This window comes from Azotobacter tropicalis, from assembly GCF_059739045.1.
Window position 1 is genome coordinate 2,849,869 of sequence record NZ_AP046059.1, and the last position, 14,220, is coordinate 2,864,088.

Genomic DNA, 14,220 nt, shown 5'->3' on the forward strand with positions numbered 1-14,220 from the left:
AAGGTGGGGCCGGCACTCGGTCCGGCGCCCCCTCCGGCGGAAGGGGACCTGCAGCGGGGGTTACGGGTTGCGCACCTTGTCCATTACCGCCAGCTGGCGGCTGGCGGTGAGGATCAGGCCATAGCTGAGCCGCTCGTAGGTGCGGAATACCATCAGCAGGCCCGAGCGCTCGTCGGGGATCTTCACCGGCTCGCCGGTGATGCGGTCGCGCACGGTTTCGCCGGTCTTGTATACCGCCAGCACGTGGCCTTCGGCCAGGCCGTCGCGGCGGCCCTTGTTCAGGGTGACCACGTCGAAGTTGCCGACCTGGGTCACGCCGCGCGGTACGTCGAGGATCACTCCATCGATGCGGGCGGCCGGCTCGCTGGGCATGAAGGTGGAATTGACGGCCCGCTCCTCGGTGGGGAACAGCCGGTCGCCGAGGCGCACTTCCTGGGTCGAGCGCTTGAGTGCCAGGGTGGCGACGTCGCCTTCCTCGGCGACCATCTCGCCGGTGCCGATGTCGTCGGCGTTGATGCCGAGGAATTCCTGGGTCTGCGGATCGGTGTAGGTCTTGCCTTGGCGGAAGATGCCGTAGGCCGCCTCGCCGGAAGAGAAATCGCCGCGCGCGTAGACCCGGTCGCCGGCGCCGCTGATCACCCGCTCGGCGTTGCCGGCGACCACGTAGGGCGCGTCCTGGAACTGCACGGCGTCGTCGACGATGCGGTTGCTGAGCAGGAAGCTGTTGATCTTCTCCAGCGGAATGGTCGGGATGGCCTGGACCATCGGCGTGCTGCGGACCTTCGGCGACAGCTTGATGGTGCCGCGGCTGGCGCCGCGGTTGAGCATCAGGCGCGGCTGGCCGTCGACGTAAACCAAGCTCAGCACGTCGCCCGGATAGATCAGGTGGGGATTCTCGATCTGCGGGTTGACGTGCCAGAGCTGCGGCCATTGCCAGGGCGCGCGGAGGAATTTGCCGGAGATATCCCACAGGGTATCGCCCCGGACGACCGTGTAGCTCTGCGGATGGCCCTCGCGGAGCTGCACCTCGGCCTGCGCCAGAGAGCTGCCGGCAGCCAGCAGCAGCAGGGCGAGTAGTGATTTCCTCATGCGGTGAATCCCTTTATGATGTGCCTTCGCGTGAAACGCCGAGCGCCGCCGGATTTCCCCTCGGGATCGCGGCGTAAAGCCGTTTTTTCAATGCTGCTCAGCATCTTAGCAGCAGCCGTTTTGAACAATTCCCCAAGTGCATCACAAACGCATATGGCGATACTGAACATCCTCGAATTTCCCGACCCGCGCCTGCGCACCATCGCCAAACCGATCGAATCGGTGGACGACGACCTCCGCCGGCTGATCGACGACATGTTCGAGACCATGTACGCCGCGCCCGGCATCGGCCTGGCGGCGACCCAGGTGAACGTGCACAAGCGCCTGGTGGTGATGGACCTGTCCGAGGACAAGAGCGAGCCGCAGGTGTTCATCAACCCGGAATTCGAGCCGCTCACCACGGAGCAGGGGCCGTACCAGGAAGGTTGCCTGTCGGTGCCCGGCTTCTACGAGAACGTCGAACGCCCGCTGCAGGTCCGCATCCGTGCCCTAGACCGCGACGGCCAGCCCTTCGAGCTGATCGCCGAGGGCCTGCTGGCGGTGTGCATCCAGCACGAGTGCGATCACCTGAACGGCAAGCTGTTCGTCGACTACCTGTCGACGCTCAAGCGCGATCGCATCCGCAAGAAGCTGGAGAAGCAGCATCGCCAGCACGGCTGAGCCCGTCCCTGCGCAGGCTTGCCGCGGCAAGCCTTTTTCTTTCTTGAGCGAGCGACCATGACCCAGCCTTTGCGCATCGTCTTCGCCGGCACCCCCGAATTCGCCGCCGAACACCTCAAGGCCCTGCTGGATGCCGGACAGCGGCCGATGGCCGTCTACACCCAGCCGGACCGCCCTGCCGGACGCGGCCAGAAACTGATGCCCAGCCCGGTGAAGCAGCTCGCCCTGCAGCACGCCATCCCCGTCCTGCAGCCTGCGAGCCTGCGCGATGCCGCCGCCCAGGCGGAGCTGGCGGCGCTCGAGCCCGACCTGCTGCTGGTGGTCGCCTACGGGCTGATCCTGCCGCAGGCGGTGCTGGACATCCCGCGTCTCGGCTGCATCAACAGCCATGCCTCGCTGCTGCCGCGCTGGCGCGGCGCGGCGCCGATCCAGCGCGCCATCGAGGCCGGCGATGACCAGTCCGGGGTCACCGTGATGCGCATGGAAGCCGGCCTGGATACCGGGCCGATGCTGCTCAAGGTCGCCACGCCGATCCGCCCCGACGAGACCGGCGGCAGCCTGCACGACCGCCTGGCCGGGCTGGGTGCGCAGGCCCTGGTCGAGGCCGTCGGCGCTCTGGCCGCCGGCGGACTCGCCGGCGAGGTGCAGGACGATGCCCAGGCCACCTATGCGCACAAGCTGAACAAGGACGAGGCGCGGCTCGACTGGAGCCGCCCGGCGGACGAGCTGGAGCGGCGGATCCGCGCCTTCGACCCCTGGCCGGTCTGCCACAGCAGCCTGAACGGCACGCCGCTGAAGGTGTTCGGCGCGGTCGTCGAGCAGGGCAGGGGGACGCCGGGAACCATCCTCGCCGCCAGCCGCGACGGCCTGACCGTGGCCTGCGGGTCAGGCGCTCTGCGCCTGACCCGCCTGCAGCTGCCGGGCGGCAAGCCGCTGGCCTTCGCCGAGCTGTACAACAGCCGCCGCGAGCAGTTCGCCGTCGGTCAGGTGCTGGCGTCATGAGCCTGAATCCGCGCCTGGCCGCCGCGCGCGCCCTGGCGGCGGTACTGGCCGGCAAGGCCTCGCTCGCCGCCCTGCCGGTGCAGCTGGAGCAGGTCGAGCCGCGCGACCGCGCCCTGGCCCAGGAATTGGCGTTCGGTGCAGCCCGCTGGCAGCCGCGCCTGGCGCTGCTCGCCGAGAAGCTGCTGCGCAAGCCGTTCAAGGCCGCCGACCGGGATATCGAGGCGCTACTGCTGGTCGGCCTTTATCAACTGCTGCATACCCGCATTCCCGCCCATGCGGCGATCGGCGAAACCGTGGCCTGTGCCGAGCAGTTGAAGAAGCCCTGGGCCAAGGCCCTGCTGAACGCCGTGCTGCGCCGCGTGCAGCGCGAGGGCGAGACGCTGCTCGCCGCCCTGGACAACGATCCGGTGGCGCGCACCGCCCATCCGCGCTGGCTGCAGCAGGCCCTGAAGGCGCATTGGCCGGAGCACTGGGAAGCCATCTGCGCGGCCAACAACGAGCACCCGCCGCTGACCCTGCGGGTCAACCGCCGACAGACCTCGCGTGATATCTACCTCGCCGAGCTGGAAGCCGCCGGCATCCCGGCCAGCGCCTGTCGTTTCAGCCGCGACGGCATCCTGCTCGGCGAGCCGCGCGACGTGCGTAGCCTGCCGGGCTTCGCCGAGGGCCGCATCAGCGTGCAGGACGAGGCCGCCCAGCTGGCCGCCTACCTGCTCGAACCGATGCCCGGCCAGCGCGTGCTCGATGCCTGCTGCGCCCCCGGCGGCAAGACCTGCCACCTGCTGGAAAGCGAGCCGCGGCTGGCCGAGCTGGTCGCCATCGACGCGGAAGAAAAACGCCTGGCGCGGGTCCGCGAGAACCTCGACCGGCTGGGCCTGGCGGCCCGGCTGGTCGCCGCCGATGCACGGGCCACCGACGCCTGGTGGGACGGTCGGCGCTTCCAGCGTATCCTGCTCGATGCGCCTTGCTCCGCCACCGGGGTGATTCGCCGCCATCCGGACATCAAGCTGACCCGCCAGGCCAGCGACATCCCCCCCTGGTCGCGCTGCAGGGCGAGCTTCTGGATGCCTTGTGGCCGACCCTGGAGGTCGGCGGCATCCTGCTCTACGCCACCTGCTCGATCCTGCCGGCGGAGAACAGCGACACCATCGCCGCCTTTCTCGCCCGCACCCCCGGCGCCCGCGAACTGGACATCGCCGCCGGCTTCGTCGGCGCCAAGCCGGGCCTGGCCCAGCGCCACGGCCGCCAGCTGCTGCCGCAGCCGCACGGCCACGACGGCTTCTACTACGCCAAGCTGATCAAGATCGCCGCCGGTCCGCGCGGCTGAGGAACGCAGTCCGATGAAGATCATCATTCTCGGCGCCGGCCAGGTCGGCGGCACCCTGGCCGAGCACCTGGCCAGCGAGGCCAACGACATCACCGTGGTGGACACCGATACCGAACGCCTGCGCGACCTCGGCGACCGCCTGGACATCCGCACCATCGCCGGCAAGGGCTCCTTCCCCACCGTGCTGCGCCAGGCCGGCGCGGACGACGCCGACATGCTGGTGGCGGTGACCAACAGCGACGAGACCAACATGGTCGCCTGCCAGGTCGCCTACACCCTGTTCCACACCCCGACGCGGATCGCCCGGGTACGCGAATCGGCCTACCTGACCCGCGCCGGGCTGTTCAGCAACGAGGCGATCCCGGTGGATGTGCTGATCAGCCCGGAGCAGGTGGTGACCAACCACATCAAGCGCCTGATCGAATATCCCGGCGCCCTGCAGGTGATCGACTTCGCCGACGGCAAGGCCCAGCTGGTGGCGGTGCGCGCCTACTACGGCGGCCCGCTGGTCGGCCAGCAGCTCCGCCAGATCCGCGAGCACATGCCGACCGTGGACGCCCGGGTGGCGGCGATCTTCCGCCGCAACCGGGCGATCCTGCCCAAGGGCGACACGGTGATCGAGGCCGACGACGAGGTGTTCTTCATCGCCGCCAGGACCCACATCCGCGCGGTGATGAGCGAGCTGCGGCGCCTCGAGATCAGCAACAAGCGCATCGTCATCGCCGGCGGCGGGCATATCGGCGAGCGCCTGGCCGAGGCCATCGAGAGCCGCTACCAGGTGAAGATCATCGAGGCCAACCCGGCGCGCTGCCGCTACCTCTCGGACACCCTGGACAGCAGCATCGTGCTGCAGGGCAATGCCTCGGACAAGGACCTGCTGGTCGAGGAGAACATCAACGAGGCGGACATCTTCCTCGCCCTGACCAACGACGACGAGGCCAACATCATGTCCTCGCTGCTGGCCAAGCGCCTCGGCGCGCGCAAGGTGATGAGCATCATCAACAACCCGGCCTACGTCGACCTGGTGCAGGGCGGCGAGATCGACATCGCCATCAGCCCGCAGCTGGCCACCATCGGCACCCTGCTGACCCACGTGCGCCGCGGCGATATCGTCAGCGTGCACTCGCTGCGCCGCGGCGCAGCGGAGGCCATCGAGGCGATCGCCCACGGCGACGCGAAGTCGAGCAAGGTGGTCGGACGCATGATCGGCGAGATCGAGCTGCCCCAGGGCACCACCATCGGCGCGGTGATCCGCGACGAGCAGGTGCTGATCGCCCACGACGACACCCTGATCGAGTCCGGCGATCACGTGATCCTTTTTCTGGTCGACAAGAAGCACATCCGCGACGTGGAGCGGCTGTTCCAGGTGGGGCTGACCTTTTTCTGAGCCTTTCCACGCCCTGCTAGAGCCTGTTATTAACCTGTTCGTTTCTTGATCAGCCTGGTGCTGCCAAGGCCTTGAGAGCAGTCGGCAACATCAGGCAAACAAAGGCTATGAAGTGAAAGCCCGCCAGCGTCGAGGCCAGGCGCTCGTAATCCCGACTCAGTCTTCGAAAGCGGGCCATCCAGCCGAAGCTGCGCTCGACCACCCAGCGCCGAGACAGCAGGATGAAGCCCTTCTTCGCTTCCGTGTGCTTGATCACTTCCAGCTGGATGCCATGCGCCTCTGCCTGTCGGGCCGCCGACTCGCCGCTGTAGCCCTGGTCGGCGAAGGCAACCTCCACCGCCTCACCGGTCACCCGCTGCACCTGCTCGGCGAGGGCGGCCACCTGGGCGCGGTCCTGTTCGTTGGCGGGCGTCACCCGCAGGGCGAGCAACTGCCCCAGCGTATCCACGGCCATATGCACCTTCGAGCCCTTGCGGCGTTTGGCCCCGTCATAGCCGGCCCGTGCGCCGCTTTCCGGCGTCGACTGCAGGGTGCGGCTGTCGAGGATCACGGCGCTGGGCTGAGCCTTGCGCTTGTCCGCCACCCGGATCAACTCGCGCACATCATGCAGCAGTTCCTCGAAGACGCCGGCCTCGATCCAGCGTCGGGTCTGCTGATACACCACCTGCCACGGCGGCAGATCATGCGGCATCTGCCGCCAGAGCAGGCCGCCGCGGACGATGTAGCGCAGGGCATTGAAGACCTCGCGCAGGCTGTGGACGCGATGGGCGGAGGATTCGGGCATCAGCGCCAGATAGGGCGCCACGAAGGCCCACTCCTCATCGCTGACATCGGTGGGGTAGGGTTTTCGGGTTAACTGCAAACGATAACCAAAGCAGTGGTTAATAACAGGCTCTAGGCGTCGGCCATGGGTTGAAAGCGGGTCCGGAGCGCTCGTTTACCGCCCGGAAACTCCGCTTCCTCGGCCGCTCGGGCGCCGCGCAGCGCCCTCAATACCACGCCGGCTCGCCCGGCGGACGCCGCTTGAAGCGCTTCATGGTCCACATGTACTGGCTGGGATAGGCGCGCACGTACTTGCCGATCATCGAACTCATCGCCGCCACGGCGGTTTCCGTGTCCGCGCTGTACATCTCCGGCGGCGCGGCCTCGAGGATCACCCGGTAGCCCGAGCCGTCGTCCAGACGCACGGCATGCAGGAAGACGCCGATCGCCTTGCCGCCGGCCAGCATGTTCGGCACGAACTTGCTGGTCAGCGCCCGGGTACCGAGGAAGGGCACGAAGAGGCCGCTGCCCTGGCTGGGCTCCGGATCGGCCGGAATGCCCACCGCACCGCCCCGGCGCACTTCGTGGAGGACGCTGAGGATGCCTTCGCGGGTCGAGGGCGCGACGCGGTTGCCCAGCTGCACGCGTTGGCGCTGCAGCAGCTCGTCCACGGCACGCAGCTTCGGCGGCCGGTAGAAGATGATCGGCTTGCATTGGCTGCAGTAGAAGTGGTTGAGCACTTCCCAGTTGCCCAGGTGGCTGGTGATGCCGACCACCCCCTTGCCGGAGGCCAGCGCCTGCTCGAGCACTTCCAGGCCTTCCACCTCGCGCACCCGGGCGAGGGACTTGCGCGCCGGCCAGATCCAGGCGCAGGCGCTTTCGGTGAGGGTTCTGCCGATGTCCCGCAGGCTCTGCCGTACCAGGTGCTCGCGCGCCCCGACGTCGAGTTCTGGGAAACATTGACTGATGTTGATGCGCACGACCTCGAGCGAACGGTTGGGCACATGCGCCATCAACCAGCCGAGGGTTGCCCCGACCCCCTGTACGGCACGCCAGGGCAGCAGAGCGAAGAGGCGCAGGGAAGTGACCACCACTGCACCCTTGAGCTTTTCCACAAATGGACTCCCGGATTGAAAACGGCTCATATTGTAATGCAGCCCACAGGCAGGACAGGGGCTTTCCGGCATGAACGGGACCGGTCTTTGGTCGAGTGGGGAACGCTCAGCGACGTACGGCAGGCCCCAGGCGGACGGGCAGCCCCGCCAGTTCGGCATGGCGATCGCAATCGATCGTGTGGTCCATGACCATGCCGCAGGCCTGCATGAATGCATAGCAGATGGTCGGTCCGACGAAAGCGAAGCCGGCCTTCTTCAGCGCCCGGCTGAGCGCCTCGGCCTCGGGCGTCGTCGCCGGCACCTCGGCATGGCTGCGAAAGCGGTTGATCCGCGGCACGCCGCCGACGAAGGACCACAGCCAGCCGGCCGGATCCTCGAGCCGCAGCCAGGCGCGGGCGTTCTGTCGCGCCGCCTCGAGCTTGCGACGGTTGCGGATGATGCCGGGGTCCTGCTGCAGGCGCTCGATCCCGGCGTCGTCAAGGAGGGCCAGGCGCCCGGCATCGAAACCGAACAGCACCCGCCGGTAATGCTCGCGCTTCTTCAGCACGGTGAACCAGGACAATCCGGCCTGGAACCCCTCCAGGAGCAACAGCTCGAACAGGCGCTGCGGATCGTGCAGGGGAACGCCCCATTCCGCGTCGTGATAGGCCTGATACAGCGGGTCGTCGGAGCACCAGAAGCAGCGTGGCATGGGCGTTCGCATCACGGTGGAGGCCGCCGCGAATCGGGTATACTCGCAGCCTTTTACGTCGCAGCCTCAGGACAGGGTGATTTTTGTGAGCCAGACTACGCCTGCCGTGCGCACCTTCCAAGACCTGATTCTCGCCCTGCAGAACTACTGGGCCGAACAGGGTTGCGTGGTGCTGCAGCCCTACGATATGGAAGTGGGCGCCGGCACCTTCCACACCGCCACCTTTCTGCGCGCCATCGGCCCGGAAACCTGGAACGCCGCCTACGTGCAGCCCTCGCGCCGGCCGGCCGACGGCCGCTACGGCGAAAACCCCAACCGCCTGCAGCACTACTACCAGTTCCAGGTGGTCCTGAAACCCAACCCGGACGACATCCAGGACCTCTACCTGGAATCCCTGCGGCGCATCGGCATCGACACCCGGGTGCACGACGTGCGCTTCGTCGAGGACAACTGGGAGTCGCCGACCCTGGGCGCCTGGGGCCTGGGCTGGGAAGTCTGGCTGAACGGCATGGAGGTCACCCAGTTCACCTACTTCCAGCAGGTCGGCGGCGTCGAGTGCTACCCGGTCACCGGCGAGATCACCTACGGCCTGGAACGTCTGGCCATGTACCTGCAGGGCGTGGATTCGGTGTACGACCTGGTGTGGACCGACGGTCCGTTCGGCAAGGTTACCTACGGCGATGTGTTCCACCAGAACGAGGTGGAGCAGTCCACCTACAACTTCGAGCACGCCAATGTAGCCAAGCTGTTCGAGCTGTTCGACTTCTACGAGTCCGAGGCCAACCGCCTGATCGAGCTGGAACTGCCGCTGCCGACCTACGAGATGGTCCTCAAGGCCTCGCACACCTTCAACCTGCTGGACGCCCGCCGTGCCATCTCGGTGACCGAGCGCCAGCGCTACATCCTGCGTGTACGCACCCTGGCCCGCGCCGTGGCGCAGAGCTACCTGCAGGCACGCGCCAAGCTCGGCTTTCCCATGGCCCCCCCGAACTGCGTGACGAAGTCCTGGCCAAGCTGGAGGCTGCAGAATGAGTGCACAAGATTTCCTGGTCGAACTGGGCAGCGAAGAGCTGCCGCCGAAAGCCCTGAAGAGCCTGGCCGCCGCCTTCCTCGCCAGCATCGAGAAGGGCCTGGCCAACGCCGGCCTCGAGTACCGGGTTGCCCGCGTCTATGCCGCGCCGCGCCGCCTGGCGGTGCAGGTCGAGCAGCTGGCCACCCAGCAGCCGGACCGCAGCCAGAGCCTCGACGGCCCGCCGCTGGCGGCCGCCTTCGACGCCGAAGGCAACCCGACCCAGGCCGCCCTCGGCTTCGCCCGCAAGTGCGGCGTGGAGCTGCACGAGATCGACAGCAGCGGCGCCAAGCTGCGCTACAGCCGCCAGATTCCCGGCCAACCGACCGCCGCACTGCTGCCGGCGATCGTCCAGGCCGCTCTCGACGAGCTGCCGATTCCCAAGCGCATGCGCTGGGGCGCGCGCAAGGAGGAGTTCGTCCGCCCGAGCCAGTGGCTGGTGATGCTGTTCGGCAACCAGGTGGTCGACTGCGAGATCCTCGCCCAGAAGGCCGGCCGCGAATCCATGGGCCACCGCTTCCACCACCCGGACGCGGTGCGCATCAGCCAGCCGTCCAGCTATCTGGAGGACCTGCGCAGCGCCTACGTGCTAGCCGACTTCGCCGAGCGCCGCGCGCTGATCGCCGGCTGCGTCGCCGAGCTGGCAGGGCAGCAGCAGGGCAGCGCCATCGTTCCCGAGGAACTGCTCGACGAGGTGACCGCGCTGGTCGAATGGCCCGTGCCGCTGGTCTGCTCCTTCGAGGAACGCTTCCTCGCCGTTCCCCAGGAGGCGCTGATCTCCACCATGCAGGACAACCAGAAATACTTCTGCCTGCTGGATGCCGACGGCAAGCTGCTGCCGCGCTTCATCACCGTGGCCAACATCGAGAGCAAGGATCCGGCGCAGATCGTCGCCGGCAACGAGAAGGTGGTGCGCCCGCGCCTCACCGACGCCGAGTTCTTCTTCAACCAGGACAAGCGTCAACGCCTGGAAAGCTTCAACCAGCGCCTGGCCAACGTGGTCTTTCAGGCCCAACTCGGCAGCGTGCTGGACAAGGCCGAGCGGGTCTCGCGGCTGGCCGGCTTCATCGCCGAGCGCATCGGCGGCAATCCGGAGCACGCGATCCGCGCCGGCCTCCTGTCGAAGGCCGACCTGGCCAGCGAGATGGTCGGCGAATTCCCCGAACTGCAGGGCGTCGCCGGCTACCACTATGCGCTCAACGACGGCGAGCCGGAGGACGTCGCCCGCGCCCTCGACGAGCAGTACATGCCGCGCGGCGCCGGTGCCCCGCTGCCGTCGACGCTGACCGGCGCCGCCGTGGCGATGGCTGACAAGCTCGACACCCTGGTCGGCATCTTCGGCATCGGCATGCCGCCCACCGGCAGCAAGGACCCCTATGCCCTGCGCCGGGCCGCCCTGGGCATCCTGCGCATCCTCATCGAGAAGCAGCTGGACCTGAAGCTCGAGGAGGCCAGCCACTTCGCGGTCGCCCAGTACGGCGCCAAGGTCAAGGCCGCCGGCCTGGCCGAACAGGTCAGCGAGTTCGTCTTCGACCGCCTGCGCGCGCGCTACGAGGACGAGGGCATCGACGTTTCCAGTTACCTGTCGGTGCGCACCTTGCAGCCGGCCTCGGCCTACGACCTGGACCTGCGCGTGCAGGCGGTGCAGGCCTTCCGCCGCTTGCCGGAAGCCGAGTCGCTGGCCGCGGTGAACAAGCGCGTCTCCAACCTGCTCGGCAGGTACGAGGGCAAGCTGCCGACGACCATCGAAGCCCGCTACTTCGACAATGCCTGCGAGTTCTCCCTGTACTCGGCACTGCAGCAGGCCCAGCACGCAGTCAGACCGCTGGCTGCCGAGCGCCGCTACCGCGAGGCGCTGGAGCGTCTGGCCAGCCTGCGCGATCCGGTGGACGCCTACTTCGAGGCGGTGCTGGTCAATGCCGAAGACCCGGCGATCCGCGCCAACCGCCACGCCATGCTGGCGCAGCTGCGCGGCCTGTTCCTCTGTGTCGCCGACATCTCCGTGCTGGGACAGTGAGCAATGAAGCTGATCGTGCTCGATCGCGACGGGGTCATCAATGAGGACTCCGACGCCTTCGTCAAATCCGCGGAAGAATGGATTCCCATCCCCGGTTCCATCGAGGCGATCGCTCGTCTGAGCAAGGCCGGCTGGACGGTGGCAATCGCCACCAACCAGTCGGGCCTGGCCCGCGGCCTGTTCGACATGACCGCCCTCACCGACATGCACCTGAAGATGCAGCAGCTGGTGATGGAGCAGGGCGGGCGGATCGACCTGATCGTGCACTGCCCGCACGGCCCGCAGGACGGCTGTAGTTGCCGCAAGCCGCTGCCTGGCATGTTCCGCAGCATCGCCGAGCACTTCCGGCTGTCCGACTTGAAGGGCGTGCCGGTGGTCGGCGACAGCCACCGCGACCTGCACGCCGGCCTGGTGCTCGGCGGCAGCCCCTATCTGGTGAAGACCGGCAAGGGACAGCGCACCCTGCAAAACATCCTGCCGCCCGGCACCCAGGTGTTCGATGACCTGGCGGCCGTCGCCGACCATCTTCTCAAGGCCGATGGCTGAGCCCATGCAATTCCTTCGTATTCCGACCTTCTATCTGCTGCTGTCCCTCAGCACCGTGATCTGGTGCCTGATCAGTCTGGTGGTCGCAGTCTTCCTGCCGTTCCGCGCCCGCTACCGTTTCGTCGTGCAGACCTGGTGCCGCTGTGCCGTCTGGCTGAGCTGGCACATCCTCGACATTCGCTATGAACTGCACGGCGTGGAGAACATTCCGCAGCGCCCCTGCGTGATCCTCGCCAAGCACCAGAGCACCTGGGAAACCTTCTTCCTCTCCGCCCACTTCGAGCCGCTCAGCCAAGTGCTCAAGCGCGAACTGCTGCATGTCCCGTTCTTCGGTTGGGCTATCGCTCTGCTAAAACCGATCGCCATCGACCGCGGCAACCCCAAGGCGGCGCTCAAGCAACTGGCCGAGCAGGGCCACAAGCGGCTGGAACAGGGCGCTTGGGTGCTGATCTTCCCCGAGGGCACCCGCGTACCGGTCGGGCAGATCGGCAAATTTTCACGCGGCGGTGCCGCCCTCGCAGTGAATGCAGGCTTGCCGGTGCTACCGGTTGCCCACGATGCCGGCCGCTACTGGCCCAAGGAAGGCTGGGGCAAGACCCCCGGTACCGTTCGGGTGGTCTTTGGTCCGCCGCTGCAGGCCGAAGGCGAAGGTCCACGCGCCATCGCCGACCTCAACGATCGTGCCTTCGCCTGGGTCGCGCAAACCCAGCAGGAACTCGGCGTACTGGCCGACAACCCGGTGGTGGCTGAATCGGCCAAGGTTTAACATCCCGGTATGCACTCCAGACGAAGCCGGTCCCGCATGCCGGCTTCCCTGTGGACGAGGTCCGGTGCGTCGGGCCATGTTCCACGTGGAACCCATGCACGACATGCCGCTCCATAGATTTCTCGCCCAGACGTAGCTGGAACCTTTTCCATGGATTACACCGCCCAATGCCGTCGTTACCGCTTCTGCCACCGCCGAACCGGCAGGAAGCCCGTGAGCGGGATGTCCTTGTCATGACTGCCGATGGAACCCTCCCGCTGCAACAGGCGGGACTCGAAAGCACGTTGTTCTTTTTGCCCTTACCGCAGCTACTGGGACTGCTCAACCTACCGGCAAAAGCGCCGCCCGACGACACCGCTTGTGAGACTGTCCATACGCAGTGGCAGCGTCTGCTCGCCGACGGCCTGTTCGCACATCCGGCTGCCCGTGACTACTGGTGGTTGCGTTTGGAGGAGGAGCGCAAGCTAGTCTGTCAGATTCTGCCGCAGCAGGACTCCCTTGAGCGGCTGCGCTGCTTGGCCCATAGCCCTCTGGCCAGCGAACTCGGCTGCCCGCAGGCCGGCGAGCGTTTGCGCCGTTACTTGGAGGAGCCCTCGGAAACCGACATCCTGCTGGAAAGCGAACTGCTCCTCGAAACGCGACTCGCCGACGTGTTCGCCGCGGCACTGCGCCTGGCGGCCTGGCGAGTGGTCGACCTCAGCCTGCAGCACTGGGAACTGCTGAGCGAGGACGACGAGCAGGACGAGATACTGCTCGACTGCTTTCTGCCGGCCTTCGATGCCGGAAACGGGCAGTGGAGCAATCCCCTGGAAGACTACCTCGTCCATCTCGCCAGCCTCGCCGGCTGTCCAGAGCCGCATTCCGACTGCAGCAGTCTTGCCAAACTCTGGGCAGGGGAGAGGAGCGATGCCCAGGCCAGGGAACAACTGCTCGGCGCCTGGCGGCAGGGTCGCCGTCGAGCGGATGCCCGTGCGGTCACCGGGCTGATGAACGCCGTTCTGCGCAGCCTGTTCGGCTCCGCCGCCGGCGGAGCGGGCGATATCGCCCTCAACCGCCAGCTGCTCTGCGAATCCTTCCATTTTGTAGAAAGCTGCGCCTACCTGCAGAGAACCCTGAGTCGACTGGGCATGACGGACGGAACGATCAGCGAAATCTTTGCCGTCTACCGCGATGAATACTGCCGGGCACGGTCTGCGCTGGGCAGACCCTTGGCGAGAGACAGAAAATTCTGAGGGCGGCAGCGTGGGTGTCAGCAAGAGTGGAAAACGCTGCGCCCCTCCCTCGGCACAGACTTACGGCAAAACGCTGTGCAAGGCGCTCGAAATGAATGCAGTCGCCTGCTACAGCACCGCTTCAAAGAGTTCCAGTTGCGGTGGCCCCAGGTAAAGTTCGCGCGGACTATTGCCGGCGTTGGCATGCGCCTTCCTGAAAGCTTCGGAGTGCGTCCAATCTTCAAAGGCCTGGGCGGACTCCCACTCGGTGAAGGAGCTGAACAAGGTGCCTTCTTCGGTCTCCGGGCCTTGCAGAAGATGGAAGCGGATGAAACCGGGAACCTCATGGAGATAGCTATCACGCTCGCGCCAATGGGTAATGAAGGCCTCTTCATGACCTCGGGCGATTTTGAAACGGTTCATGGCAAGGAACATGTCTTGGCCTCCGCGTTGTCGATAAGCGGTTATTCTAGGCAAGAAAGCCTACCTCCACAGAAGAGGCACAAGCATCCGAAAAGAAAATCCCCGACAGGCTACGCCTGTCGGGGATTTTCACTTGTGGATAAGGTCCTTATCCA

General features: G+C 66.7%; 12 protein-coding genes and 2 pseudogenes. 9 read left to right on the forward strand and 5 right to left on the reverse strand.

What is annotated here, in order from left to right; all coding sequences use genetic code 11:
* Window positions 1-60: 60 nt before the first annotated feature.
* A complete protein-coding gene (locus tag Atro_RS13610; protein WP_497923066.1) occupies window positions 61-1,089 on the reverse strand; it encodes a LysM peptidoglycan-binding domain-containing protein in 1,029 nt (342 codons plus the stop codon).
* A gap of 153 nt (window positions 1,090-1,242) precedes the next feature.
* Here Atro_RS13610 and def point away from each other — a divergent pair, with 153 nt between their 5' ends.
* The 4 genes and pseudogenes from def (at window position 1,243) to trkA (ending at window position 5,465) form a co-directional block, all read left to right on the forward strand.
* Window positions 1,243-1,749 (forward strand): peptide deformylase, encoded by a 507-nt coding sequence (gene def / locus Atro_RS13615; protein ID WP_497923068.1) that lies wholly within the window; start codon window positions 1,243-1,245, stop codon window positions 1,747-1,749.
* A gap of 57 nt (window positions 1,750-1,806) precedes the next feature.
* Complete coding sequence (gene fmt / locus Atro_RS13620; RefSeq protein WP_497923069.1) at window positions 1,807-2,751, forward strand: methionyl-tRNA formyltransferase; 945 nt, start codon at window positions 1,807-1,809, stop codon at window positions 2,749-2,751.
* Between the two features lie 2 nt (window positions 2,752-2,753).
* Window positions 2,754-4,078 (forward strand): annotated as a pseudogene (gene rsmB / locus Atro_RS13625) (16S rRNA (cytosine(967)-C(5))-methyltransferase RsmB).
* 13 nt (window positions 4,079-4,091) lie between these two features.
* Window positions 4,092-5,465 carry a Trk system potassium transporter TrkA gene (gene trkA, locus Atro_RS13630; protein ID WP_497923071.1) on the forward strand — a complete coding sequence of 458 codons (1,374 nt, stop codon included), beginning with the start codon at window positions 4,092-4,094 and terminating at the stop codon, window positions 5,463-5,465.
* A 49-nt stretch (window positions 5,466-5,514) separates the two neighbouring features.
* On the opposite strand, the gene Atro_RS13635 is transcribed toward trkA, so the two are convergent.
* The 3 genes from Atro_RS13635 to Atro_RS13645 form a co-directional block, all read right to left on the reverse strand.
* Complete coding sequence (locus Atro_RS13635) at window positions 5,515-6,327, reverse strand: IS5 family transposase (RefSeq protein WP_497923063.1); 813 nt, start codon at window positions 6,325-6,327, stop codon at window positions 5,515-5,517.
* Window positions 6,328-6,454: 127 nt separating this feature from the next.
* Complete coding sequence (locus Atro_RS13640; RefSeq protein WP_497923073.1) at window positions 6,455-7,342, reverse strand: lysophospholipid acyltransferase; 888 nt, start codon at window positions 7,340-7,342, stop codon at window positions 6,455-6,457.
* Window positions 7,343-7,448: 106 nt separating this feature from the next.
* Complete coding sequence (locus Atro_RS13645; protein WP_497923075.1) at window positions 7,449-8,033, reverse strand: DNA-3-methyladenine glycosylase I; 585 nt, start codon at window positions 8,031-8,033, stop codon at window positions 7,449-7,451.
* A gap of 85 nt (window positions 8,034-8,118) precedes the next feature.
* Between Atro_RS13645 and glyQ the strand changes: the two are divergent.
* The 5 genes and pseudogenes from glyQ (at window position 8,119) to Atro_RS13670 (ending at window position 13,663) form a co-directional block, all read left to right on the forward strand.
* Window positions 8,119-9,065, forward strand: a pseudogene (gene glyQ / locus Atro_RS13650) (glycine--tRNA ligase subunit alpha).
* A complete protein-coding gene (gene glyS / locus Atro_RS13655; protein WP_497923077.1) occupies window positions 9,062-11,119 on the forward strand; it encodes a glycine--tRNA ligase subunit beta in 2,058 nt (685 codons plus the stop codon). Before glyQ ends, glyS begins: the two are co-directional and overlap by 4 nt.
* A gap of 3 nt (window positions 11,120-11,122) precedes the next feature.
* Window positions 11,123-11,665, forward strand: a complete 543-nt coding sequence (gmhB, locus tag Atro_RS13660) for a D-glycero-beta-D-manno-heptose 1,7-bisphosphate 7-phosphatase (RefSeq protein WP_497923079.1) — start codon at window positions 11,123-11,125, stop codon at window positions 11,663-11,665.
* Between the two features lie 4 nt (window positions 11,666-11,669).
* Complete coding sequence (locus Atro_RS13665) at window positions 11,670-12,431, forward strand: lysophospholipid acyltransferase family protein (protein ID WP_497923081.1); 762 nt, start codon at window positions 11,670-11,672, stop codon at window positions 12,429-12,431.
* Window positions 12,432-12,664: 233 nt separating this feature from the next.
* On the forward strand, window positions 12,665-13,663 hold the full coding sequence (locus Atro_RS13670; RefSeq protein ID WP_497923083.1) for a hypothetical protein: 999 nt from the start codon (window positions 12,665-12,667) through the stop codon (window positions 13,661-13,663).
* 108 nt (window positions 13,664-13,771) lie between these two features.
* Here the strand turns inward: Atro_RS13670 and hmuQ are convergent, their stop codons facing one another.
* On the reverse strand, window positions 13,772-14,077 hold the full coding sequence (hmuQ, locus tag Atro_RS13675; RefSeq protein WP_497923085.1) for a heme-degrading protein HmuQ: 306 nt from the start codon (window positions 14,075-14,077) through the stop codon (window positions 13,772-13,774).
* Window positions 14,078-14,220: the final 143 nt, after the last annotated feature.